General features: G+C 73.8%; 17 protein-coding genes and 1 pseudogene. 9 read left to right on the top strand and 9 right to left on the bottom strand.

Annotation, left to right across the window (positions count from 1 at the left end):
• Positions 1–178: 178 nt before the first annotated feature.
• The 5 genes and pseudogenes from RM590_RS11270 to RM590_RS11250 form a co-directional block, all read right to left on the bottom strand.
• Positions 179–1,444 carry a hypothetical protein gene (locus RM590_RS11270; protein WP_311704326.1) on the bottom strand — a complete coding sequence of 422 codons (1,266 nt, stop codon included), beginning with the start codon at positions 1,442–1,444 and terminating at the stop codon, positions 179–181.
• A gap of 17 nt (positions 1,445–1,461) precedes the next feature.
• The gene (locus RM590_RS11265) at positions 1,462–4,950 is read right to left on the bottom strand and encodes a phage tail protein (RefSeq protein ID WP_311704583.1); all 3,489 of its coding nucleotides are present in this window, start codon (positions 4,948–4,950) and stop codon (positions 1,462–1,464) included.
• Positions 4,951–5,078: 128 nt separating this feature from the next.
• Positions 5,079–6,092 (bottom strand): annotated as a pseudogene (locus RM590_RS11260) (AAA family ATPase); the annotation flags it as partial.
• A gap of 43 nt (positions 6,093–6,135) precedes the next feature.
• Positions 6,136–6,993, bottom strand: a complete 858-nt coding sequence (locus RM590_RS11255) for a PhzF family phenazine biosynthesis protein (RefSeq protein ID WP_311704325.1) — start codon at positions 6,991–6,993, stop codon at positions 6,136–6,138.
• Positions 6,994–7,004: 11 nt separating this feature from the next.
• Positions 7,005–8,093 (bottom strand): citrate synthase 2, encoded by a 1,089-nt coding sequence (locus RM590_RS11250; RefSeq protein WP_311704324.1) that lies wholly within the window; start codon positions 8,091–8,093, stop codon positions 7,005–7,007.
• A gap of 192 nt (positions 8,094–8,285) precedes the next feature.
• On the opposite strand from RM590_RS11250, the gene pdxH reads away from it, so the two are divergent.
• Together pdxH and RM590_RS11240 are read left to right on the top strand one after the other, a co-directional pair.
• Positions 8,286–8,909, top strand: a complete 624-nt coding sequence (gene pdxH, locus RM590_RS11245; RefSeq protein WP_311704573.1) for a pyridoxamine 5'-phosphate oxidase — start codon at positions 8,286–8,288, stop codon at positions 8,907–8,909.
• Positions 8,910–9,290: 381 nt separating this feature from the next.
• The gene (locus RM590_RS11240) at positions 9,291–10,667 is read left to right on the top strand and encodes a PAS domain-containing protein (protein ID WP_311704323.1); all 1,377 of its coding nucleotides are present in this window, start codon (positions 9,291–9,293) and stop codon (positions 10,665–10,667) included.
• A gap of 50 nt (positions 10,668–10,717) precedes the next feature.
• Here the strand turns inward: RM590_RS11240 and RM590_RS11235 are convergent, their stop codons facing one another.
• Positions 10,718–11,473 (bottom strand): SIS domain-containing protein, encoded by a 756-nt coding sequence (locus tag RM590_RS11235; RefSeq protein WP_311704322.1) that lies wholly within the window; start codon positions 11,471–11,473, stop codon positions 10,718–10,720.
• A 181-nt stretch (positions 11,474–11,654) separates the two neighbouring features.
• Between RM590_RS11235 and RM590_RS11230 the strand changes: the two genes are divergently transcribed.
• The 3 genes from RM590_RS11230 (at position 11,655) to RM590_RS11220 (ending at position 14,351) form a co-directional block, all read left to right on the top strand.
• A complete protein-coding gene (locus RM590_RS11230; RefSeq protein WP_311704321.1) occupies positions 11,655–12,347 on the top strand; it encodes a metal-dependent transcriptional regulator in 693 nt (230 codons plus the stop codon).
• Between the two features lie 245 nt (positions 12,348–12,592).
• Positions 12,593–13,447, top strand: coding sequence for an alpha/beta fold hydrolase (locus RM590_RS11225; protein ID WP_311704320.1), 855 nt, complete (start codon positions 12,593–12,595; stop codon positions 13,445–13,447).
• 94 nt (positions 13,448–13,541) lie between these two features.
• Complete coding sequence (locus tag RM590_RS11220) at positions 13,542–14,351, top strand: hypothetical protein (RefSeq protein WP_311704319.1); 810 nt, start codon at positions 13,542–13,544, stop codon at positions 14,349–14,351.
• Between the two features lie 43 nt (positions 14,352–14,394).
• Here RM590_RS11220 and RM590_RS11215 read toward each other — a convergent pair whose 3' ends face one another.
• Positions 14,395–15,063 (bottom strand): bifunctional DNA primase/polymerase, encoded by a 669-nt coding sequence (locus RM590_RS11215; protein WP_311704318.1) that lies wholly within the window; start codon positions 15,061–15,063, stop codon positions 14,395–14,397.
• Between the two features lie 185 nt (positions 15,064–15,248).
• On the opposite strand from RM590_RS11215, the gene RM590_RS11210 reads away from it, so the two are divergent.
• The 4 genes from RM590_RS11210 (at position 15,249) to purU (ending at position 19,679) form a co-directional block, all read left to right on the top strand.
• Entirely contained in the window at positions 15,249–16,667 is a 1,419-nt protein-coding gene (locus tag RM590_RS11210; protein WP_311704317.1) for a transcriptional regulator, read from the top strand.
• Positions 16,668–16,764: 97 nt separating this feature from the next.
• Positions 16,765–18,285, top strand: a complete 1,521-nt coding sequence (locus tag RM590_RS11205) for a hypothetical protein (protein ID WP_311704316.1) — start codon at positions 16,765–16,767, stop codon at positions 18,283–18,285.
• Between the two features lie 50 nt (positions 18,286–18,335).
• Positions 18,336–18,782 (top strand): SCO4402 family protein, encoded by a 447-nt coding sequence (locus RM590_RS11200; RefSeq protein ID WP_311704315.1) that lies wholly within the window; start codon positions 18,336–18,338, stop codon positions 18,780–18,782.
• 24 nt (positions 18,783–18,806) lie between these two features.
• Complete coding sequence (gene purU, locus RM590_RS11195) at positions 18,807–19,679, top strand: formyltetrahydrofolate deformylase (protein WP_311704314.1); 873 nt, start codon at positions 18,807–18,809, stop codon at positions 19,677–19,679.
• Position 19,680: 1 nt separating this feature from the next.
• On the opposite strand, the gene RM590_RS11190 is transcribed toward purU, so the two are convergent.
• Both RM590_RS11190 and RM590_RS11185 read right to left on the bottom strand, forming a co-directional pair.
• A complete protein-coding gene (locus RM590_RS11190; protein ID WP_311704313.1) occupies positions 19,681–21,036 on the bottom strand; it encodes a zf-HC2 domain-containing protein in 1,356 nt (451 codons plus the stop codon).
• Entirely contained in the window at positions 21,033–21,593 is a 561-nt protein-coding gene (locus RM590_RS11185; protein WP_311704312.1) for a sigma-70 family RNA polymerase sigma factor, read from the bottom strand. Before RM590_RS11185 ends, RM590_RS11190 begins: the two co-directional genes overlap by 4 nt.
• Positions 21,594–21,730 lie beyond the last annotated feature (137 nt).

Below are 21,730 nucleotides of genomic sequence, written 5' to 3'. Positions count from 1 at the left end.
GTCCGCTCTCTGCTGCGCCTGCGCTATCTCCGCCGCCGGAATGCCATAGGCCTGATCTGATGCATCCGCGTACGAATGATCCGGAAGAGTTCACGCTTCTTCTCACTCTCCGTTTCGACCGTCACTTTGATGTCGAGTACTCGCGCCCACGTCTCAATGATCTGTACCTCCCGCCTCATCACCTGCTCGGCGTGATCCATCTGACTCGCGCTTCTCGCTGCTTCGCTGGCCACCCCTTCCATGAGTTGTCGAATCTCGCTTGCCGGCCGGCGCTCCTGCGCGTTCTCATACGCCGTGTCTCTGCCTGCGGCCGCTCGCCGAACGCCTCGCCCGCGCTCCACCAGGCGCCGCCACTCCTCCGCCTCCCGCCCTGGCCCGACGGGCTGGCCATTCGGCCCCAGAAGCGCCTGCCCGCGCCCCTCGCGTTCCACATAGTCGGTAAGCCTGAACATACCAGGCTGAGAACCGCTGAACCCAGGCGGAATATCCCAAGGCTCTGGTCGACGTCACCCGTTCGAGCCATAATCTGCATGGCCATGGCAGAGGTCACCAGAGGAGAAGATCCCGGATCGCGGTGTCCTTCCTGCACCACCATCAAGACGGCGTGGAACGCGGCATGAGTCGCACCGGGACCGCGCACCGGCCGCCCCCGCATCGCGCGCTGGATCTGCCTGGCAAGCAACCTGGCCCTGAACTTTCCGCCCTGGCCAGCCGCCTTGAGCAGTTGCGCCAGCTCGTCGTACTTGAGGGGCGCCCCCACTCTTTTTCGGTCCCGCATCTCATAGACAAGCTTGTTCACCTCGGGCGGAAGCTCACGAATCGGCTTCCACCACTGCTGACGCCGCACCTCCTGGCCCCCGGGAAGAGAAATAATCTCTTTCGAACCGGGCTGGTACGGCAAGCGGTCCTTCGCGTACCGCAGCAACGAGGCAAGACTCACGCCGCGGCGCAGCGGATACACCGGAACGTCCTCCACGGTGCCCGTCGCCTGGTTCATGACCCGTTTTTCGGTGCGCTGCCGTCTGCCAATGTCATCCGCGCCGCGACGGGTTTTGTCGGCTTCCAGTATCTCACTCGCCACCTGCCGGACGAAACGAAGGATCTCCTCTTCTCCCACGGTCACGCCGCCGACCACCACCGTGCCGGGATTGAGGCGAGCGTGAATCTGGAACCGATCCGCTCCTTGCACGGCCAACTGACTGAGGCGGTACCACACCCGCATGGCCGCCAACGCGCCGCGGAGGATCCCTCCCCGGACTCCGGCTCTCAGCATGCGCGTGATCCTGCGGCGGATCCGCGCGACGACGCGACGCAGGCGATCGTCCTTCGACGCTGGGGAGTTCTCCCGCTGGCGACGGGCATCGCGCTCTCGCCTTCGCTGCTGCTCGCGGGTGCGTTGATGCTCCCGCAGCCGGTCCCGGCGGCGCGTGTAGGCGTCCCGCATGCGGCGGGCGTCGTTGTTCAGAGGGCGGCGGCGGTTCTCGTCGCGGGTACGAACGGTGTCGCGTGGTCTCCCGCGGTTCCGATCGGGGCCTGGGGGACGCGCGCGGTCGCGGGGGCGGGTCCGGTCATCGTCACGACGACGGTCGCGGTCGTCGCGGCGGCGGTTCTGGCGGCGGACGCGGTCCAGGGTTTCGCGCACCGTCGCGCGGTCGCGTTGGCGCGCCCGGTCCTCTGGCGACCGGCGCGGGCGGCGCGGGGCCGGGCGGGGGCGGCGCGGTGAGGTTCGGCGTGGTTGCGGGGTTTCCTCGTCCTCGCGACGGCGATTGGTCGGCTCGTTCTCTGAACGGCGTTCGGTGGGACGGGGCGGTTCTGGGCGGCGAGGGGGCGAGGGCGGGTGGGTGGGGGCGGGGTCCGCATGGTTTGTTCGGCGTGGCGGACCTGCTGCTGGGTGCGGTCCGTCTCGCGGCGGTCCTGTTCGTCGCGGCCGTTCGGACCGCCGTCGCGCTTCATGCCGTTGGCGCGGGACTTGAGGCGGCCGGTCACCTTGCCCATGTACTTGGCAATGCCGCTGACCAGGGCCTGGTAGATGAGCTCCAGAAGGGCCACCACGCCGGCCGCGACGGCCACGGCGAACTGTTTGCCGGCGCCGCCGCCCTTGACCGCCTTCAGGAAGGCCAACACGAGTTGGAAGGCGCGCAGGATCGCGCCCAGCGTGCCGATCGCCGTCTGGATGGCGTCAAGGATGGCCAGGATCCAGCCGGCGCCGGGGATCAGCTTGGCGACGACCTTGGTGATGACCAGCTCGCCGATGATGACCGGGAGTTGGGGGAGGGCCGCCTCCCAGGCCATCTCGACCATCTCCTCCGCGGTCATGCCGCCGTTGATGAGGAGCTGGAAGGTCTCCTGGTCGAGGCCGAGGATCTCCTGGATCTTCTCGGCGACCCACTGCTTGACGCCCTTCTGGATCTCGTTGAAGAGGTGGTTCTTGGCGCCGTCCTCCGCCGAGGCGCCGAGTTTGCCGATCCAGCCGCCGGGGTCGGCCATGATGTCGACCGCGATCACGGCCAGGTCGCCGTAGGCGCTGAGGAGTCCGCCGGCGATCTCCATGGCCGTGGTGACGACGCCCTCGACGACGTCCACCGCGGCCAACAGGCCGGCCTCCAGCACGTCGAGCAGGGCGGTGAGGCCGGCGGCCAGGTCGTCGAGGAAGGAGCCGATCCGCTCCTTCAGGCCGTCCGCGAGGTCGTTCACCGTGTCGATCGCCGCGTCGCGCGCGCCGTTGATGGTGTCGCGCCACTTGTCCCGGAGCTCGGGGAAGCCGGCGAGGAGGATGTCGCCCTGGCCGATCAGGATGTCGGCGAAGACGTCGATCGCGGTGACGATGAAGGTGCGCGCCGCGTCGATCAGGTCGAAGACGGTCTGCTTGAACTCCTCGGTGATGACGACGACGGCCTCGCGCGCGGCGTTGAAGACGTCGACGATGGCGTTCTTGAGCCTGTTGAACTGCTCCTTGATCCAGTCGATCGCCTCGCTGAGCCAGTTGCCCGACTCCTCCTCGCCCTCGTCGCGCGTGTTCTGGGCTTCCTCCTCGGCCTCGGTCTTGGTGGTCTGGATCCGTTCGTTCTCATCCTCCGTCTGTGTCTCCACCTCCTCGTCGGGCTCGGTCTTCTTGTCCTCGATCTCGCCCTGGACCCGCTCGTTCTCGGCGCCGCTCTCCTCCTCGACCTCGGCGAGTTGTTCGTCCTGCTCCTGCTGCCACTGCTGGCGGGCGTCCTCCACCTCGGTGGCCGCGCCGGTGCGAACGCTCTCCTGCTCGCTGCTGTTGGCTTCGATCTCGGCCTGGACCCGCTGGTCGTGCTCGGCCTGCGAGGTCTGGAAGCCCTCGTCCTTGGCGGTTTTCTCGGTGAGCATCCGCTCCTGGCCCTGGCCGAACGCCGCCTGGATCTGCGGTCCCTGCTCGTGCTCGGCGACGGCCCCGAGGACGTCGGCGGGGAGTTGGGAGCTGGCCGGCCCGCCGGCCGCGCCGCCCTGCTGTTGTGGATCCTGGCCCTTGCCGCCGGCGACCGCGCCGGTCAGCGTCTCGCCGGGCACGGTGGGGAAGATCTGGTCCTCCCCCATCGGCTGGGCCGCGTCCTGACGGCCCTGGGTCTTCAACTCCGTGCTTTTGTCCTTGAGTTCGCTCTGCTGCTCGTCGGTCCGCTCCGGGTCGGTGTCGTCTTCGAGCGGTACCGGGGCGGCGCGGCCGACCTTCGCGTCCGTCAGCCCGTCGTCGGTCGTGGGGAGGGATCCAAGGGCGTCGGTGAGGCCGCCGAGATCGATACCGACGGCGCCCATGAGGCCGCCGATGACCCCGCCGACCGTCTCGAAGAAGCCGGGCGGCTCCATGTCCTCGCCGGGCGTCTCACCGGTCGGGCCCTGGTCGCCCTCCACCTCGGGGGTCTCGCCGGCCGGCGCGTCCAGTTTCTCGACCTTGTCGCCGGTGTACTCACCGGGCGGCGAGACGGTCGGATCGCCCTGGAGGGTCTGCGGAGCACGGGATGGCCGTTCCATGGACGGCGGGGACTCCTCGAGAGCGGTCCGCTCCTGGCCGACCGTGTTGCCCACGGCCGAGTCGACGCCGCGGAGGGTCTGCGCCATCTGGTGGGGCTTCAGGCCGCCCGTGGTCGCCAGCGCCGCCTCGGGAGCGGCCCGGGAGACGTCCGGCGGCGGAGCCTCCCTCTTGGCGGTGGCCGGTCCACCGCCGCCCGCCGGCGCGCCGCCCCCGCCCCCGCCAGCCGCTCGGGCGGCGGGGACCGGGGCCGGCGCGGCCACGGGAGCCTCGGCCGCCGGTTCCGGGGCGGGTGCGGGAGCCGGCTCCGCCTGGGATGGCGCGGGAGGCGCCGGGTCGGCGGGATCGGGCTCGGGCACGGGCTGGGGCGCCGCGGTGGGTGATGGCGGCACCCGGGTGGGGGCGGGGTCGGGATCAGGCTCCGGTTCGCGTTCGGGCTCGGGTTTCGGGACGGGGGTCGGTTCCTCCGCCTGCTCCTCGCGTTGCTCGGCGTCCTCGCCGACCGCCTCGTCCCGTTCGCGGTCGTCGCGTTCGGCCTGTTCCTCCCGCTCCCGGTCGCGGTGCCACTGCTCGATGAAGTCCTCGATGGGCTCCGGGGCCCGGGAGACACCGGGGCCGAGGGAGCCGTTCTCCTCGACGTCGTCGACGAGGTCGATGACGCGTTCCCAGTCGGGGGTGGGCAGCCGCTGTTCGAGGCGGTCGAGCACCGACTGCTCGACCTCGGGTGAGAAGCGGGCGAGCTGGAGGCGGACGCGACCCGAGGCGTCGGTCGGGTCGCCGCGCAGCGAGCGGATGATGTCGGCGGTGAGGCGGTCGACGAGGGTGGCGGGGTCGAGGCGTTCGGTCCGGTCGCGGTCGGCGTCGACGGTGGCGTAGCGGAGCCAGCCGGGGGTGACGGCCGGGGTCGGGGCCACATCGGCTTCGACGGAGTGTGCGCCGGCCTCGGCCTCGCGTTCCATCGGCTCGTGGGGGAGGCTGACCGCGCCCAGGTCGCGGCCGGCGCGCAGGGTGCCGAGGGCGTGGGGTGCCTGGACGGGAGGGCGTCGGCCTCGTCGAACAGCAGCAGCGCGCCGCCGCGTTCGGCGGCGTCGAAGACGCGGCGGAGGTTCTTCTCGGTCTCGCCGATGCACTTGCTGACGACCTGCGAGAGGTCGATGACGAAGAGGTCGAGGCCGAGTTCGTTGGCCAGGACCTCGGCGGCGAGCGTCTTGCCGGTGCCTGAGCCGCCGGCGAACAGGGCGGTCACGCCGAGGCCGCGGCGCAGCACGGACTCGAAGCCCCACTCCTGGTAGACGGTGCCGCGTTGCCTGACGTGCGCGACGATCTCCCGGAGGATGGTCAGCTGGCCCTCGGGGAAGACGAGTTCGTCCCAGGTGGCCTGGGGTTCGATGCGCCGGCCCAGTTCGTCGAGGCCGATGCGGGCCTCGACGAGGCCGGCCCGCCAGTCCAGCTCGGTGGCGTCGAGGTCGTCGCCGGCGCGGCGGGCCGCGGCGGCGGCGAGTTCGGCGCGGCTCTGGGGGCCGCCGCCGACGAGTTCGACGAGCGGTGGTTCGCCGGCCCCGGCGGTGGTCCAGGCGTCGGCGACGGCGTCGGCGGCGCGCCGGTAGGCGTCGGGGAGTTCGGCCTCGGCGGGGGCGGCGGTGCGGCGCAGCAGGCCGTGGAGGCGGCTGTCGAGGTAGGGGGTGCCGGCGATGAGGTGGAGGACGCGTTCGTCGACGCGGAGCCGGGTGGTGGTGAGCCGGGTCTCGTCGTCGAGTTCGATCAGGCGCCAGCGGCGCAGGGGGGCGACCGGGGTGAGGGCGCTCCGGTGCGGCTCGGGGAGGGCGGCGAGGGCGAGGGAGAAGGTGGGGTGCGGGCGTTCGCAGTCGCCAGCGGCCGCGGCGCAGCGAGGCCCGGTGGTGGCGTCGAGTTCGGCGGCCGCCGCCAGGAGGAGGACGGCGCGTTCGAACTCGGTGAGGTCGAAGCAGGCGGCGACGGCGGCCAACGGGCCCCGGGGCGCGGGGATCGGGGGCGGGTCGGTGTCGTCGGCGGCGTGGGCGTCGAGCCTGGCCAGCACGGCGGCGGTGGCGGCGGGCAGCGCGTCGGTGTCGGGCGTGTCCATGGTGTCCCCCTCCCGGTGTGGCTCGTCGGCTCGTCAGTCCTAGCTAGGCGCTCTCCGGCACGGACAGCGTGCCCTCGGCGACGATCACCGAGTGGCCGCCGACCGAGACCGACGCCAGGCGGCCGTTCTCCACCGTCGCCGTGGCCTCGATGTCGCTGGGGCGGCCCATCGCCACGCCCTGCTCGACGCGCAGCGTGCGGGTCCCGTCGGGGTGCGGCTCGTGGTGCCAGAGCGCCGCCACCAGACCGGCCGAGGCCGAGCCGGTGGCCGGATCCTCGGGGTGGTCGGGGATCAGGCAGCGGGAGTACACCCGGCCGCCGTCGCGGTGCTCGCCGGCGAAGACGTACAGCGTGTCGGCCCAGGCGTCACCGAGGGTGCCGCGCGGCACGGCGCGGTCCACGGCCTCGGGGCCGGTCAGCCGCACATAGCAGAAGCGCAGGCCGACGCCCCCGAACCAGCAGTCCAGAATGTCCGTCCCGGACAGCGACAGCGCCGCCGCCACCGCCGCCCGGTCCGGGGCGTGGCCGGGCGTCTCGTAGGGGGCGGTGAGCGTCAGCCGGGCATGGCTGCCGGAGACGTCGACGGCGACCACGCCGACGCCCTCCTCGAAGAGCAGCCGCGGCCCGGCCACCCCGCGCCGGGCGGTGAGCACCGCGGCGGTGCCCACCGTGGGGTGGCCCGCGAACGGCAGCTCCGCCCGGGGGGTGAAGATCCGCACGCGGGCGGTGTGGGCGGGGTCCTCGGGCGGCAGCACGAAGCTCGTCTCGGAGAACCCGAACTCCCGGGCGATGTCCTGCATCTGGTCCGTCGACAGGCCCCGGGCGTCGGGGAGGACGGCGAGCTGGTTGCCGCCGAAGGCGCGCTCGGTGAAGACGTCGGCGATGAAAAACGTGTGGTTCACATCTGGCGAGACTACGCGTGCCCGGTGACATCCCGGGGGGCGCGCGCGGGCGGTCCCACGTAGCGGGCCGAGGGGCGGATCAGCCGGCCCGTGCGCTTCTGCTCCAGGATGTGGGCCGACCAGCCCGCCGTCCGCGCGCAGGTGAACATCGCGGTGAACATGGCCGCCGGCACCTCGGCGAAGTCCAGCACGATCGCCGCCCAGAACTCCACGTTGGTGGCCAGCACCCGGTCCGGGCGGCGCTCCCGCAGCTCGGCCAGCGCGGCCCGTTCCAGCGCCTCGGCGATCTCGAACCGCGGCGCGCCCAGCTCGCGCGCCGTGCGCCGCAGCACGCGCGCCCGGGGGTCCTCGGCGCGGTAGACGCGGTGCCCGAAGCCCATCAGGCGCTCGCCCGCGTTCAGCGCGCGGCGGACATAGCCCTCGGCGTCGCCGGTGCGCTCGATCTCCTCGATCATGCCGAGCACCCGCGAGGGCGCGCCGCCGTGCAGCGGCCCGGACATCGCGCCGACCGCGCCGGAGAGCGCGGCGGCCACGTCGGCGCCGGTGGAGGCGATGACGCGGGCGGTGAACGTCGAGGCGTTCATGCCGTGTTCGGCCGCGGACGTCCAGTACGCGTCGAGCGCGGCCACGTGCCGGGGGTCGGGCTCGCCGCGCCAGCGGCGCAGGAAGCGCTCGGTGATGCCGTCGGCCTTGTCGATCTCGCGCTGCGGCACCATCGGCAGCCCGGCCCCGCGCGCGGACTGCGCGACGAAGCTGAGCGCCATGACGGCGGCGCGCGCCAGATCCTCGCGCGCCTGCGCGACGTCGATGTCGAGCAGCGGGCGCAGCCCCCACACGGGCGACAGCAGCGCCAGCGCGGACTGCACGTCGACGCGCACATCGCCGGAGTGGACCGGGATCGGGAACGGCTCGGCGGGCGGCAGCCCGGGGGTGAAGGAGCCGTCGACGAGCAGGCCCCACACCTGCTCGAACGGCACGTGCCCCACCAGCTCCTCGATGTCCACGCCCCGGTACCGCAGCGCGCCCCCCTCGCGGTCCGGCTCGGCGATCTCTGTCTCGAACGCGACGACACCTTCGAGCCCAGGCACGAAATCGGACATCAGCTTGCTCCTTGTGCACGGTAAGCGCGGTAAGTCAGGCGGTCACCTTAACGGTGGGTGTCCGCGAGCCGCAGAGCTCGGGGCAATATCGCGCTGCGTCCACCACTGTCAGCCGTATGTTGCAAGATATGGCGCGTGTCCCACGCCGAGAACGCCGACAGCCTCCCCAGCCCTCAGCTCGATCCCGCCTCGATGCGCGCCCGGTACCGCGACGCCGGGCTCGACGAGAAGGACCTCGCCGCCGACCCGTTCGAGCAGTTCGAGCGCTGGTTCGCCGAGGCCGTGGCCGGCGGGCTCCACGAGCCGAACGCGATGGTGGTCGCCACCGCCACCCCCGGCGGCCGGCCCAGCTCGCGCACGGTCCTGCTGAAGCAGTTCGACCGGCGGGGCTTCGTCTTCTTCACCAACTACGGCTCCCGCAAGGGCCAGGAGATCGAGGCGAACCCGTTCGCGTCGCTGCTCTTCCCCTGGCACCCCATCGCCCGGCAGGTGATCGTCTCGGGCTCGGTCGAGCGCACCGGGCGGGCCGAGACCGCCGCGTACTTCCGCACCCGGCCGCACGGTTCCCAGCTCGGGGCGTGGGCCAGCGAGCAGTCGTCCACGGTCGCCTCGCGGGACCGGCTGGACCAGATGTACGCGGAGCTGGCGGAGCGCTACCCGGAGGGCGAGGACGTGCCGGCGCCGCCGCAGTGGGGCGGCTACCGGGTGGTGCCCGAGTCGCTGGAGTTCTGGCAGGGCCGGGAGAACCGGCTGCACGACCGGCTGCGCTATGTGCGCGAGGCCGGCGGCTGGGCCGTCGAGCGGCTGTGCCCCTGAGCCGGGGCGGCGGCAGGGCATAAAAAAGCGATCCGCGGGCCTGGTTCCCCAGGGGGCGCGGTGGGCGCCCGCCGGGGAGCCGGCCGGACGTTACCGGCGGCCCGCGGATCGGGTGACTGCATGGGATTGGCCGGCGGTGCCGGCGCCACGTGGGACGCGACCGCTAGGCCGCAGTCACCTCACGCGTCCGGTTGTCATACATCTGCCGAACCACCTCCCTTCTCGTGTACCCCGTACGTTAGGCGGGGCCCCGGGGACACCACAACCGAATTTCGGTGCGGCAACGAGATTGGATGAATCCCTATGTGACGGACGTCACCATGCAGTTGAATGGTCCGGCGCACGCGACCGGCGCTCATTCTCCTGTGCTGGGGGTATCAGGTGACCACTTCCGAGACTCAGTCCGCGCACCTCGCTTCGCACCTCGTATCCGATGACCGCCTGCTGTCGGCCCTGCTCGACGGCATGGACGCCGCCCTGTTCGCCGTGGACACCGGCGGCCGGGTGACCCACTGGAACCGCCGGGCCGAGCAGTTGCTCGGCTGGTCCCGGGAGCAGGCCGTGGGCCGCGACGGGCTCGGCGGCTGGGCCGTGCGGGACGCCGACGCGGCCGACGTCCGCGACCAACTGCTCGGCGTGCTGCGGCCGGAGGCCGGCGCGGACGCGCGCCAGGCGCAGGAGTTCCCCCTGCTGCGGCGGGACGGCGGCCGCGTGCTGGTCCGGGCGCAGACCACCGCCGTGCGCGGCGCGGACGGCCACCCCACCGGCGTGTACTGCGCGTTCAGCGAGGTGCACGCCCAGCTCGACCTCGAACGGAACCTGGCGCTGAGCGAGGCGCTGCTCGCCGACTCCTCCTGGGCGGTGCTGATCACCGACGCCGACCTGCGCACGGTCGCGGCCAACGAGCAGGCCGCGCGGGCGCTCGGCGTGACGGCCGTGGACATGCTCGGCGAGCCGCTGGCGGAGTTTTTCGGCCCGGGGATCGAGGAACTGGAGAGCGCGCTGGAGCACACGCTGGCCGGCCAGGCGCCGGACGTGCCGGTCGAGCTGTGGCTGACGCTGCTGGACGACGGCTCGGACGACGACGGGTTCGGCGTGCCGGCGCCGCCGGCCGGGGGGCCGCGCCGCTGCCTGCTCAGCGGCTTCCTGCGGCTGGGCACGCCGCTGACCAGTGAGCCGGCGCCGCTCGGGGTGGCCTGGGTGTTCCAGGACGTCACCCGCTCCAGACGGGTGGCCCGGGACGCCGCGCGCCGGGCGTTCCGCGACGGGCAGTTGAGCCGCGCGGCGCGGGCCGCCGGCGAGTGCCAGGACCCGATGGAGGCCGCGGTGCTCCATCTGCACTACGCGCTGGCCGGGTTCGCCGAGCACGCGCTGCTCGACATCGCCGGGAAGGCGCCCGGGCTGGTGCGGATCGCGGAGAGCCCGGGCACGTTCCCCGGGGCGGCCGCGCCGCCCGGGGTGGCGGTGCGCTACCGGCCCGGCCACCCCGCGCTCCAGGCGCTGGAACGCGGCGTGCCGGTGCGCGCGACGGGAGGTGTGGCGCGGTCGGGGTGGGCGGTGGAGCACCGCTGGCCCAAGGAGGCGGAGCACGCGCTGTGCGTGGTGCTGCGCAGCCGGGGCCGCGGACTGGGGGTGGTGACGTTCCTGCGCGGGGCGGGACGGCGCCCGTTCGACCGGGCCGACGCGGCGTACGGCGAGGACGTGGCGCTGCGGGTGGCCGCGGCCGTGGACATGGGCCGGCTGGCCGGGGCGTGCTGAGCCGCCGCGGCGGGTGCCGGTCAGCGCCGCAGGAGTCAGCGCCGCCGGAGTCAGCGTCGCCAAAGGATCCGGTCGGCGTGCTCGGCGAAGACGCGTTCGTTCCACTCGCCGCCGCCGTCCACGTTGGCGGAGCGCAGCAGGGGCGGCTCGGTGCCGCCGGCCGCCAGCCGGCCGGCGGCCTCGGCGACGGCGGCCTGGAGCAGCGCGCAGGTCACCACCGTGGAGGCGGGCGCGAAGGGCGCGCCGATCCCCTCGCCGGTGAGGGTCGCGTCGCCGACCGGGATGCCGCTGTCCAGGACGAGGTCGCAGTGGTCCTTGAGGAACGTGCCGGAGGGGTGCCGGGAGACGGTCGCCGTGGCGTAGGCGACGGAGGTGACGCCGAGCACGGTGAGCCCGCGCTGCCGCGCGTGCCGGGCCAGCTCCACCGGCAGCGTGTTCCGCCCGGACAGGGAGATGACGATCAGCAGGTCGCCGGCGGCGGCCGGGCTGCTGTCGAGGGTGGCCGCGGCCAGGCCGCCGACGTGTTCGAGGGCGCTGCCGAGGGTGGCCGGGGTCACGTCGACGCCGGTGGTGCCGGGCACCGTGAGCAGGTTGACCAGGGCCAGGCCACCGGCCCGGTAGACCAGGTCCTGCGCCGGGAGGGAGGAGTGTCCCGCGCCGTAGGCGAACAGCTTGCCGCCGGCCGTGACGGTGCCGGCGATCAGGTCGGCGGCGCCGGCGATGGCCGCCGCCTGGCTCTCCCGGGCGTCGCGCAGCAGGCCGATGGCGGCGTCGAAGAACTGGCCGGCGAGCGTGCTCTCGCTCATGTGTGGTGCGTCCCCTTGCTGACCGTGACGGGGCGGAGGCGTTTCCGCTGGGGCCACCGTAGTGGTCCAGACCACTGCGATGTCAATACGCGGGCATCCGGTCGCCCGTAACGGGATCCGTTGTCGGCGCGGTGCGTCAGAATTGGAGCAGGGCCACCGCACGAGATATCTAGGGGCACTTATGTCCGGACTCATCGACACCACCGAGATGTACCTCCGCACCATCCTGGAGCTGGAGGAGGAAGGGGTGGTCCCGATGCGTGCCCGCATTGCCGAGCGGCTGGAGCAGAGCGGTCCCACGGTCAGCCAGACGGTCGCCCGGATGGAGCGGGACGGCCTGCTGACCATCGCCGGGGACCGGCATCTGGAGCTGACCGACGAGGGACGGCGGCTGGCCCAGCGGGTGATGCGCAAGCACCGCCTCGCGGAGTGTCTCCTGGTCGACGTGATCGGCCTGGAGTGGGAGCAGGTGCACGCGGAGGCCTGCCGCTGGGAGCACGTCATGAGTGACGCGGTCGAGCGCCGCGTCCTGGAGCTGCTGAACCACCCCACCGAGTCCCCCTATGGAAACCCGATTCCCGGCCTGGCCGAGCTGGGCGAGAAGGGCGACCCGGACCCGTTCCTCGGCGAGGGCATGGTCGCGCTGGCCGACCTCGACGCGGACGGCGGGAAGACGGTCGTCGTCCGGCGCATCGGCGAGCCGATCCAGACGGACCCCGCGGTGATGCAGACGCTGCGCCGGGCCGGCGTGCAGCCGGGCGCCTCGGTGAGCGTGACCGCGGGGCCGGGTGGCGCGGTGCAGGTCGGCAGCGGGGGCGAGGCGGCCGAGCTGGCGCACGACGTGGCCATGCACGTGTTCGTCGCCAAGGGGTGAGGCGCGTGGCGCGCGGAGACCGGGTGGGCCGGCCGCCCCGGGTGGCCGGCCCGCACCCACCCCGGTGACCGCCGCGGGGCCCCGGGCCCTCCGGGGCGGTCACCCCTTCTCGTAGCTTCTGTCTCCTTCTGTCACTCGAAACGGGGGTCGGCGCGCGGTATTCGCGCCATGTTCGAACTGGCATTCGATATCGTGGCCCCTGATATGCGGTGCGGGACCGGGGCCGGGGAAGGGGGCAGGCACGCATGGTGCGGCGTTTCGACGTGGTCGGACAGGGGGGAATCCGGCTCGCGGCATGGGAGTTCGCCGAGCCGCCGACGGGGGCTCGGCCCGCCGTGCTGCTCCTCCACGGCCTGCTGGGGCGCGCCGCGCACTGGGCCGGCACCGCCCGCTGGCTCGGCGAACGCGGCTTCCGCGCCGTCGCCCTCGACCAGCGCGGCCACGGCCGCAGCGACAAGCCGGCGGCCGGCCCGTTCGACCGCGACGCCTTCGTCGCCGACGCGGCGGCCGCGGTGGTGCAGTTGGGCCTGGCGCCCGTCGTGCTGATCGGCCACGCCATGGGCGCGCTGACCGCCTGGCAGCTCGCCGCCCGGCGGCCCGAACTCGTGCGCGCCGTGGTGATCTGCGACATGCGGGCCGCCGCGCTCGGCGCCCGGTCGCGGCGCGAGTGGGGCAAGTGGCTCGCCTCCTGGCCGCTGCCGTTCGCCTCGCTCGCCGATGTCCGGCGCTGGTTCGGCGAGGAGGACCCCACGCTGGATGGCCCCCGGCCGGTGCGCGGCGAGTTCTTCGCCGAGGTGATGGCCGAGCGGGCCGACGGCTGGCGCCCCGGGTTCTCCCGCCGCCAGATGCTCGCGGCCCGCGAGGGCTGGGTGCGCGACGCGCACTGGGACGAACTGGTCCTGGTGCGCTGCCCCGCGCTGGTCGTGCGCGGCCTGAACGGCGAACTGGGCCGCGCGGAGGCCCAGGAGATGGTGCGCGTCCTGCCCCGGGGCCGGTACGCGGACGTTCCGGACGCCGGTCACCTCGTTCACCTCGAACGCCCCGATGAATGGCGGGAGATCGTCGGCTCCTTCCTGGGCGACGCCCTGGCGTCCCGCTGACCTCCGGCAGCGGCCGGGGCGTTGTCGCATCGCTGTGCGATGATGACGGCGGAAATCGGGGACATGTTCACAAGGGGGATGCACGATGGCATCGATGGCACGCCGGATGCGCGCGGCCGTGGCGGTCGCGGGGCTGGTGGCACTGACGGCCGCCTGTGGCGGGGGCGACGGCACCTCGCCGTTCGAGGAGCCCGGCGGGGGCACGGAGAGCGAGAGCTCGGGCGGCGGCGAGGGCGGCGGCGACGCGGGCTCGCTGGAGGGCCTGACGCCCCAGGAGATCTCGGACCGCGCCCAGGAGGCGCTTCTGTCGGCCGACTCGGTGCGGATGACCATGCTCGGCGACACCGCGGCCTTCGGCATGGACCTGCACCTGGACCGCGCCGGGTCCTGCGAGGGGACGATCACCCAGCCCGGCATGGGCTCTGTGGAGATCCTCATGCGCGACGGCGAGGAAGTCTGGATGAAGCCGGACAGCGAGTTCTGGACGAACGGCATGGGGACCGCCGACCCCGCGCTCGTCAGCCTGCTGGACGGCAGCTATCTGTACGGCTCCACCAGCGACCCGGAGATGGCCCAGATGGCCGGCGCCTGCTCGCTCGACGATCTCTTCGCCGACCTGGGGGACGACTCCGGTGACGAGATGACGGCGGCGGAGGGGCCGACGGAGCACAACGGCGTTCCGGTCGTCGCCATCACCGGGACCGACTCCGCCGGGGAGACCACCACGATCCTGGTCGCCGCCGAGGGCGAGCCCTATCCGCTCCTGCTGAGCGGCGAGTCCGACGGCATGCAGATGGAGATGGAGCTGAGCCAGTTCAACGAGCCGGTCGAGTTCGAGGAGCCCCCGGCCGACCTGGTCCTGGACGTCGCGGACTTCCGCACCGGCGACTTCGCGTCGGTCTGAGCGCCGCGCCCGGCCGCCCCCCGGGATCCCGGGGGGCGGCCGGTCACTTCTCCTGGGCGCAGGCGTAGGCGAGCGGGGTGATCAGCTCGGCCGCGTCCGGCAGCCAGCGGTTCGCCGGGGTCGGCTCGTTCACCCAGCGCACCACGCCGCCCCGGCCCAGCCGGGTCGGCGGCGCGGCCACGAAGCAGCCCTCGCCGAGCGGCGTCAGGTCGAGCGCCGCCGTGGACCAGCCGAGCCGCCGCACCAGTTCGTCCGTGCCCGCCGTGCTCCCGGGCAGCACGAAGAACTGCATCCTGCCGCCCGGCGTGACCGCCACCGGGCCCGGCTCGACGCCCGTGCGCGCCATCCGGGCCAGCGCCAGACAGCCCGCCGGCTCCGGCACCTCCAGCACGTCGAACGCCCGCCCGGTCGGCAGCAGGATCGAGGCCCGGGGCTCACGCGACCACAGCCGTCGGATCATCATCGCGCTGCCCGAGGTGAGCACGGACCAGTCCCGGCGCAGGGGGTGCGCGCCCGGCGCATCACACCGGAAATCGGCGCACGAACAGCGCATGGCTCCGTTGTCGATCTCCAGCCATGCTCCGGGGAGCACGTCCCACTGCCGTTCCCTGACGTATCGCAGGGCGGATTCCAGCAGGATTCCACCCTGTTGGGCGGGGATGGGCGGGGCGCCGACTCCCGCGATGACTCCGCTCGTCTCTTCCACGCCCATGACAACTCAACTGCTCCGCATGGGTTACGGCCGCGCCGTCATCGGTACCCCGGGCGCCGCCCGCACGCGGGGCGCATCGGTGCACTGACAGGGCATACGGGATGGATCCGGCATCTGACGGGCAGTGATCTGCCGGGTCAGAGCCAATCCGCCAGGCCCACGGCCCGTCAGCAAGGGAGCCGCTGATGACTGCCAGACCACTGATCGCCCGCCAGCCGAACGAGCGCCTGCTGTCCCTCATCCGGGAAGCGGGCTGCTCCAACGCCGGACTGGCGCGCCGCGTCAACATGTGCGCGGCGGAACACGGTCTCGACTTCCGCTACGACAAGACGTCCGTGGCGCGCTGGATCCGCGGCCAGCAGCCGCGCGGCCGGGCGCCGGACGTCATCGCCGAGGCGCTGGGTCGCAAGCTGGGCAGGCCGGTGACGGTCGACGAGATCGGCATGGGCACCGCCCGGCAGTTGACCTCGTCCGTCGGCCTGCACTTCGCCGCCGACCTCGGCGACTGCCTGGAGCAGGCCATGGAGCTGTTCCACTCCGACGTCGTCAGACGCGAGAGCGGCGAGAGCCAGCACCCGTACGCCACCGGCGGCTCGCACGTGGCGCCCGCCGCGCTGGTGGAGCCCAGCCGGGACTGGCTGATCACCCCGCCCGACGCCGAGGTGGCCCGCACCTCGGGCCCCCGGGTCGGCGCCGCCGACGTGGCGGCCGTGCGGGCGACCACCGCCGCGCTGGTCGATCTCGACCGGCGCTGGGGCGCGGGCCATGTGCGCCCGGTGGTGGTGCACTACCTCAACAGCGTGGTGGCCGGCCTGCTCGCCGGCTCCTACCAGGACACGGTGGGCCGGGAGTTGTTCGGCGCCGCGGCCCGGCTGACCGAGCTCGCCGGGTACATGGCGGTGGACAGCGGCCTGCCCGGCCTCGCCCAGCGCTACTACATCCAGGCCCTCCGGCTCGCCCAGGCGGCCGGCGACCGCGCGTTCGGCGGCTATGTGCTGGCGGCCGGAATGAGCCATCTCGCGGCCGAACTGGGCAATCCGCGCGAGGTGATCCAGCTCGCCCGGGCCGCGCAGGAGGGCTCGCGCGGGGTGGCCACGCCGCGCGCCGGGGCGCTGTTCCTGGCGGCGGAGGCGCGCGGCCACGCGCAGCTCGGCGACCGTGAGAGCTGTCGCCGCGCGGCGGCCGGGGCGCTGGGCGCGCTGGAGGGCGCCGACGCGGAGCGGGACGACGACCCGCCGTGGGTCGCCCACTTCGACGGCGCGTACCTCGCGGACGAACTGGCGCACTGCCACCGGGACCTGGGCCAGGGCCGGGCCGTGCAGAAGCGGGCGTCCGAGGCGCTGGCCGGCCACCCCGAGGCCCGGGCACGGCGCCGCGCGATAGGACTGCTGCTGCTGGCCACCGGGCAGTTGCAGGAGGGCGGCGTGGACGAGGCGTGCCACACGGCGGGCGAGGCGGGCTCGTTGCTGAGCGGGCTGCGTTCGGGGCGTGCCGAGGAGTACTTCGCGGACTTCAGAAAACGCCTCGAACCGCACCGGAACGAGCCCCTGGTGCGGGAGTTCACCGAGCGGTGGCAGCTTCAATTGGAGGCGGCCGGCGGGTGACCTGGCGGACTTGACGGCCGGGAGGTGGCGCCACGAGGCTCCTGTGGAGCCGGTAGCGTGGCCCGGCGAACGGCGTTCGAGCGACGAGGAGCCCCGGGTGACCAGCCACAGCGGAGGGGACAACGAGCCCCGAGAGGGCGTGATACTGCCGTCCGGCGGCGGCGAGCCCTGGGACCCCCGGGCCGACGCCAAGCCGGACCGGACGATCGCGGCCCCGCCTCCCGGCCAGCCCTGGGGCCAGCCGTGGGGCCCCGACGCCCAGCAGCCCGGGGGCACGTCTCTGCCGGCCGGGGGCCCGGCCGCGCCGCCTCAGGCGCCGCCGGCGCCCCCGGCGGCGGGCGGCTTCGCCGGGCCGGCCGCGCCCCCGGCCATGCCCCCCGCGCCGCCCGCGGCGCCCGGCTTCGCCGGACCGCAGAGCCCGCCGCCCGCCCCGTCCGCGGCGCCCGCCCCGTCCGGCTTCGGCGCCGCCGAGCGCCCCGTCGCCGGGGAGCTGCCGAGGCAGGCCACGCCCGCGATGCCCGCCGCGCCGCCACCCGCCCCCGCGGAGGAGGCCGCCACCGAGCTGATCCCGCTCGTGGAGACCACCACCCAGATCCGGGCGCTGCCCCACCAGCCCACGCCGCCCCGGCCCGGCTCGGCACCCGGGAACAACGAGGACGCCACCCAGCTCATCCCGCCCGTGCGGGACACCGGGCCCGCCGATTCCGAGGGCGCGACCCAGCTCATCCCGCCCGTGCGGGACACCGGGCCCGCCGACTCCGAGACGACGACGCAGTTGCGCGTGCGGCGCGGGCCCGGGCACGCCAGACCCCATGCCAGACCCGACATCGCCGAGACCCAGGCCATGGCCCCGGTGTCCGACGACTTCCAGAGCCTCTTCCGGGACAGCGCCGACCACTACGGCGCGGACGGCGGCGGTCACCGCGCCGGGGGCAGCGGCCACCGCGCCGGAGGCGGCGACCGCGGACGACGGCGTTCCCCCGTGGCGATCGCGGTGGCCGTCGTCGTCGGCTGCGCGGTCATCGGGCTGATCGCCGGCGCCGCCCTCAGCGGCGGCGGGGACGGCGGCGGCGACCCCCGGGAGACCGCCAGCAGCGCCCCGGCGACCGAGGAGGACACCGAGCCGGAGGCCGGCGGCGCCCCCGAGGGCGATGCCGACGCCGCGGCCGAGCAGGCGGAGGCGCTGTCCGCGTTGCTGGAGGACAGCAACAACAGCCGCGACTCCGTCATCGACGCCGTCGCCGGCATCCGCTCCTGCCGGCACCTGAACCGCGCGGCCGAGGACCTGCGCGCCGCCGCCGAGCAGCGCAACGGGCTGGTGACCCGGCTGGAGACGCTGTCCCTGGACCAGCTCCCGGGAGCCGACGACCTCGCCCAGGCCCTCACCGAGGCGTGGCGGGCCTCCGCCGAGGCGGACGAGCACTACGCGGCGTGGGCGGACCAGGCGAAGAACGACCCCGGCGTGTGCCGGGGCGGTGAGGCTCGTCACACCGAACGCGCCTCCCAGGGCGACGCGGCCAGCGGCCGGGCCACCGAGGCGAAGGAACGAGCAGCCGACTTGTGGAACCCACTGGCCAGGGAACACGGCCTCCCCGAGCGGGCGGCGACCGAGCTGTGACCGCGCAGAGTCCCGAAAAGTCTTCCCGTCACGCCCGCCGTTCCCCCACCATGGCAGGCATGCCGCTCAACGACATGCCATGGTGGCGCTGGCGCGCCAATGTGCGCTCGGCGCTGCATATGCTCTCCGACCCCGTGTTCCACCAGAACTGCTGGGTGGCCGGCGTTCCCGGCTACGGCGACGTCACCGACGCCGTCTACCGGCTCGTCGAGGACACCTGGCTGGACAACTGGTCGGCGGAGAAGTACGTCGGCACCGTCTTCCGGGACAGCCAGGAGGCCGCGCTGGTGGACGTCGCCGTGCTGCGCGTGCTGCGGATCATGCACCAGGTCGGCGCCGACGCCCCGGTGACGGACTACCTCCAGCACCACGGCTGGCCGGAGGCCGTGCGCGCGGCGCGCGAGGCGCACGTCCGGCTCGCGGCCAACGACGGGGAGGACCCCGACACGCCGCCCGGCACCCTGGACGCCCTGGCCGAGGCGCTGGGCACCGTGTGAGCCGGGTGTGCCACGCTGGGCACCATGACCACCGACCACCCTGAGCGGACCGAGCAGTACGTGCTCACGCTGTCCTGCCCGGACAAGCCCGGCATCGTGCACGCGGTGTCCAGCTATCTGTTCATGACCGGCTGCAACATCGAGGACAGCCAGCAGTTCGGCGACCGGGACACCGGTCTCTTCTTCATGCGGGTGCACTTCACGGCCGTGGAGCCGGTCACCCTGGAGAAGCTGCGTGCGAGCTTCGCCGCCGTGGGTGACACGTTCCAGATGGACTGGCAGCTCCACCGCGGCGACGAGAAAATGCGCGTGCTGCTGATGGTGAGCAAGTTCGGGCACTGCCTCAACGACCTGCTGTTCCGCACCCGTATTGGCGCCCTGCCCGTCGAGATCGCGGCCGTCGTCTCCAACCACACGGACTTCGCCGAGCTGTCCGCCTCCTACGGCATCCCGTTCCACCACATCCCCGTCACCGCCGACACCAAGGCGGAGGCCGAGGCGCGGCTGCTGCGCATCGTGGAGGACGAGGACGTGGAACTGGTCGTGCTCGCCCGCTACATGCAGGTCATCTCGGACGACCTGTGCAAGCGGCTGCCGGGCCGGATCATCAACATCCACCACTCGTTCCTGCCGAGCTTCAAGGGCGCCCGGCCCTACCACCAGGCGCACGCCCGGGGCGTGAAGCTGATCGGTGCCACCGCGCACTATGTGACGGCCGAGCTGGACGAGGGCCCGATCATCGAGCAGGAAGTGGAACGCGTCGGGCACGAACTCACCCCGCGGCAGTTGGTGGCCGTGGGCCGGGACGTGGAGTGCCAGGCCCTGGCGCGCGCCGTGAAGTGGCACAGCGAGCGCCGGGTGCTGCTCAACGGCCGCCGCACCGTCGTCTTCGACTGAGTCACAGCCGGGAGAGGTCGGCGGCGGCGCACAGCACGTCGTGTATGAGCGCCGGGTCGCCCTCCACGCCGGAGGCGGCCTCCTCCGGGGTCACCCGGCCCGCCGCGAGCTGGCAGAACACCACGTCGTCCAGCGCCACATGGGCCACCGCCTCCCGGGCCTGGCTGCGGGTGACGGCCGCCACGGGCGAGTCGATCGGGATGTACCAGTGGCCGCCGCCCGCGCCCTCCACCTCCAGGTGCAGCGTCCGGCCGGGGTGACCGGCCGTGGTCAGCCGGGCGGGCGAGACGGCCAGCCCGGCCCGCCGCCGGTCGGCGATGCTGCCGGGCAGCCGGCGCGCGGCGAGGTCCACCAACTGCCGCAGGTGCTGGCCCATCGGCGGCTCGTAGGGGTACTCCACCGCGCCGGCGATGTCCTCGGCGTGTATCCAGCAGGCGAACGCGCGGTCCAGGAACGCGTCGGACAGCGGCAGTTCACCGCCGCGGCCCGGGAACCGGCCGGGGTCCGGGAACAGCGAGCGCGGCAGCGTCCGTTCGCCGGCCCGGCCGCCCCGTTCGGCCGCGGCGCGCACCAGCGCCCGGGTCTGCTCGCGCCAGGGCAGCCAGGAGCGCCGGGGGCCGGCCGGGTCGCCGCACGCCGTGAGCCAGCGGCGCAGGGTGCGGGCCACCGGGCCGTCGTCCCCCGCGTCGTCTCCGTCCCCGTCGTCCTCGTCGTCCTTCTCGGTCTCCGGACCGGGGCCGTCGCCGAGCGGATCGGGCAGCCCGACGGCCCGGGCCAGCAACCCGTCCACGGCGAGCAGGTGGTCCAGGACGCCGGCCACGGTGGTGTCCCGGCCCGTCCAGCGGCCGTCGGCGAACCAGCGCAGCTCGACCGGCGCGTACCACTCGTCCTCGGCCATGTCGTTCAGCAGCGCGTCGAGCCGGGCCGCCTCCGCGTCGAACGGCGCCGCCCAGGACGGCACGGGCAGCCGCGCCGGGCGGCGGGAGAGGCAGCCCGCCAGCACCTTGGCCCGCAGGGCCGGATCGAGGTCGAGACTGCGCTGCGGTTCCAGCAGGAGCGCGGCGTCCCGCAGCCGCAGCGCCTCCTCGGCGCAGGGGCCGCACTCGTTGAGGTGGTCCTCGACGCGCTCGGCCTCCTCGGCCGAGCAGGCGGCCAGTGCCCAGGCGCCGAGCAGCGACATCAGCTCCTGATGGTCGGGCCGCTCCTGGGGCGTGTTCATCGGCTCGTTCACCTCCCGTGGGCCGGCGGTGGTCACCCCGCGGCCGCGCGGGGGCGGCACCCGGGACGCGCCGGCCGTCCGGGCACCCGACTGTTCGGGGCTCGCCGGACCGCCGCCGTCGTGGCGCGGATGTCTCACGCGTCCTCCTGCGCGGCGTCCTCGGGGTCGCTGGTGTACCGGGCGGCCGACGAGAGCAACTGGAGGCCGAGGCGCAGCCGGCGGCGGGCCTCGGCCTCGGTGATGCCCAGGCGGTCGGCCATCTGCCGGTAGTCCTGGCGCTGGAACCGGGTGAGTTCGAGCGCGTCGCGCAGCGGGGCGGGCATGGCGGTGACGATGTAGTCGGCCCGGGCGGCGGTGGACGCCGCGCGGACCTGCTCGGCCTGCTCCGCCGGGGTCCCGCTGTCCGGGCCGGTGCGCAGCCGCAGCCGTTCGACGGCCAGCCGGTGGGCCTCGGCGGCGATCCACGTCCGCATCGGGCCCCGGTCCGGGTCGAAGTCGCGCGGCGACTCCCAGATGCGGCTGAACACCTCGCGCGTCACCCGGCCGGTGTCCTCCTCGTCGTCGAGAACGCGCTGGGCTATGCCGTAGGCCAGCGAGGCGAACCGGTCGTAGAGCTCGGCGAGGGCCGCCGCCTCCCCGCGCTGGAGCCGGTCACGCATGCTCCGGTCCCAGTGCGGTGGCGTCTCGTGCGCCATGCGGCCCCCAATTCCCGCTCGCGTATCCCCTTGCGACAACCTTCGGCGCCGTGCGTACGTCAAATGTAGTGTGCGGTGCTGTTCGCGCGCGCCCCCGCACGTCGATCCGCGCCCCTTGAGGGCCGGGACGCGTGACC

Source organism: Streptomyces litchfieldiae, assembly GCF_031845365.1.
GTDB lineage: Bacteria > Actinomycetota > Actinomycetes > Streptomycetales > Streptomycetaceae > Streptomyces > Streptomyces litchfieldiae.
This window is presented reverse-complemented; position numbering and strand designations above follow the sequence as displayed.

Excerpts from the sequence above, each read along its gene's own strand:
- RM590_RS11270 (WP_311704326.1), bottom strand. The coding sequence starts at position 1,444 with ATGCGGGACGCCTACACGCGCCGCCGGGACCGGCTGCGGGAGCATCAA.
- RM590_RS11265 (WP_311704583.1), bottom strand. The coding sequence starts at position 4,950 with ATGGAACGCGAGGCCGAGGCCGGCGCACACTCCGTCGAAGCCGATGTG.
- RM590_RS11250 (WP_311704324.1), bottom strand. The coding sequence starts at position 8,093 with ATGTCCGATTTCGTGCCTGGGCTCGAAGGTGTCGTCGCGTTCGAGACA.
- pdxH (WP_311704573.1), top strand. The coding sequence starts at position 8,286 with ATGCGCGCCCGGTACCGCGACGCCGGGCTCGACGAGAAGGACCTCGCC.
- RM590_RS11235 (WP_311704322.1), bottom strand. The coding sequence starts at position 11,473 with ATGAGCGAGAGCACGCTCGCCGGCCAGTTCTTCGACGCCGCCATCGGC.
- RM590_RS11230 (WP_311704321.1), top strand. The coding sequence starts at position 11,655 with ATGTCCGGACTCATCGACACCACCGAGATGTACCTCCGCACCATCCTG.
- RM590_RS11225 (WP_311704320.1), top strand. The coding sequence starts at position 12,593 with ATGGTGCGGCGTTTCGACGTGGTCGGACAGGGGGGAATCCGGCTCGCG.
- RM590_RS11220 (WP_311704319.1), top strand. The coding sequence starts at position 13,542 with ATGGCACGCCGGATGCGCGCGGCCGTGGCGGTCGCGGGGCTGGTGGCA.
- RM590_RS11215 (WP_311704318.1), bottom strand. The coding sequence starts at position 15,063 with ATGGGCGTGGAAGAGACGAGCGGAGTCATCGCGGGAGTCGGCGCCCCG.
- RM590_RS11210 (WP_311704317.1), top strand. The coding sequence starts at position 15,249 with ATGACTGCCAGACCACTGATCGCCCGCCAGCCGAACGAGCGCCTGCTG.
- RM590_RS11200 (WP_311704315.1), top strand. The coding sequence starts at position 18,336 with ATGGCAGGCATGCCGCTCAACGACATGCCATGGTGGCGCTGGCGCGCC.
- purU (WP_311704314.1), top strand. The coding sequence starts at position 18,807 with ATGACCACCGACCACCCTGAGCGGACCGAGCAGTACGTGCTCACGCTG.
- RM590_RS11185 (WP_311704312.1), bottom strand. The coding sequence starts at position 21,593 with ATGGCGCACGAGACGCCACCGCACTGGGACCGGAGCATGCGTGACCGG.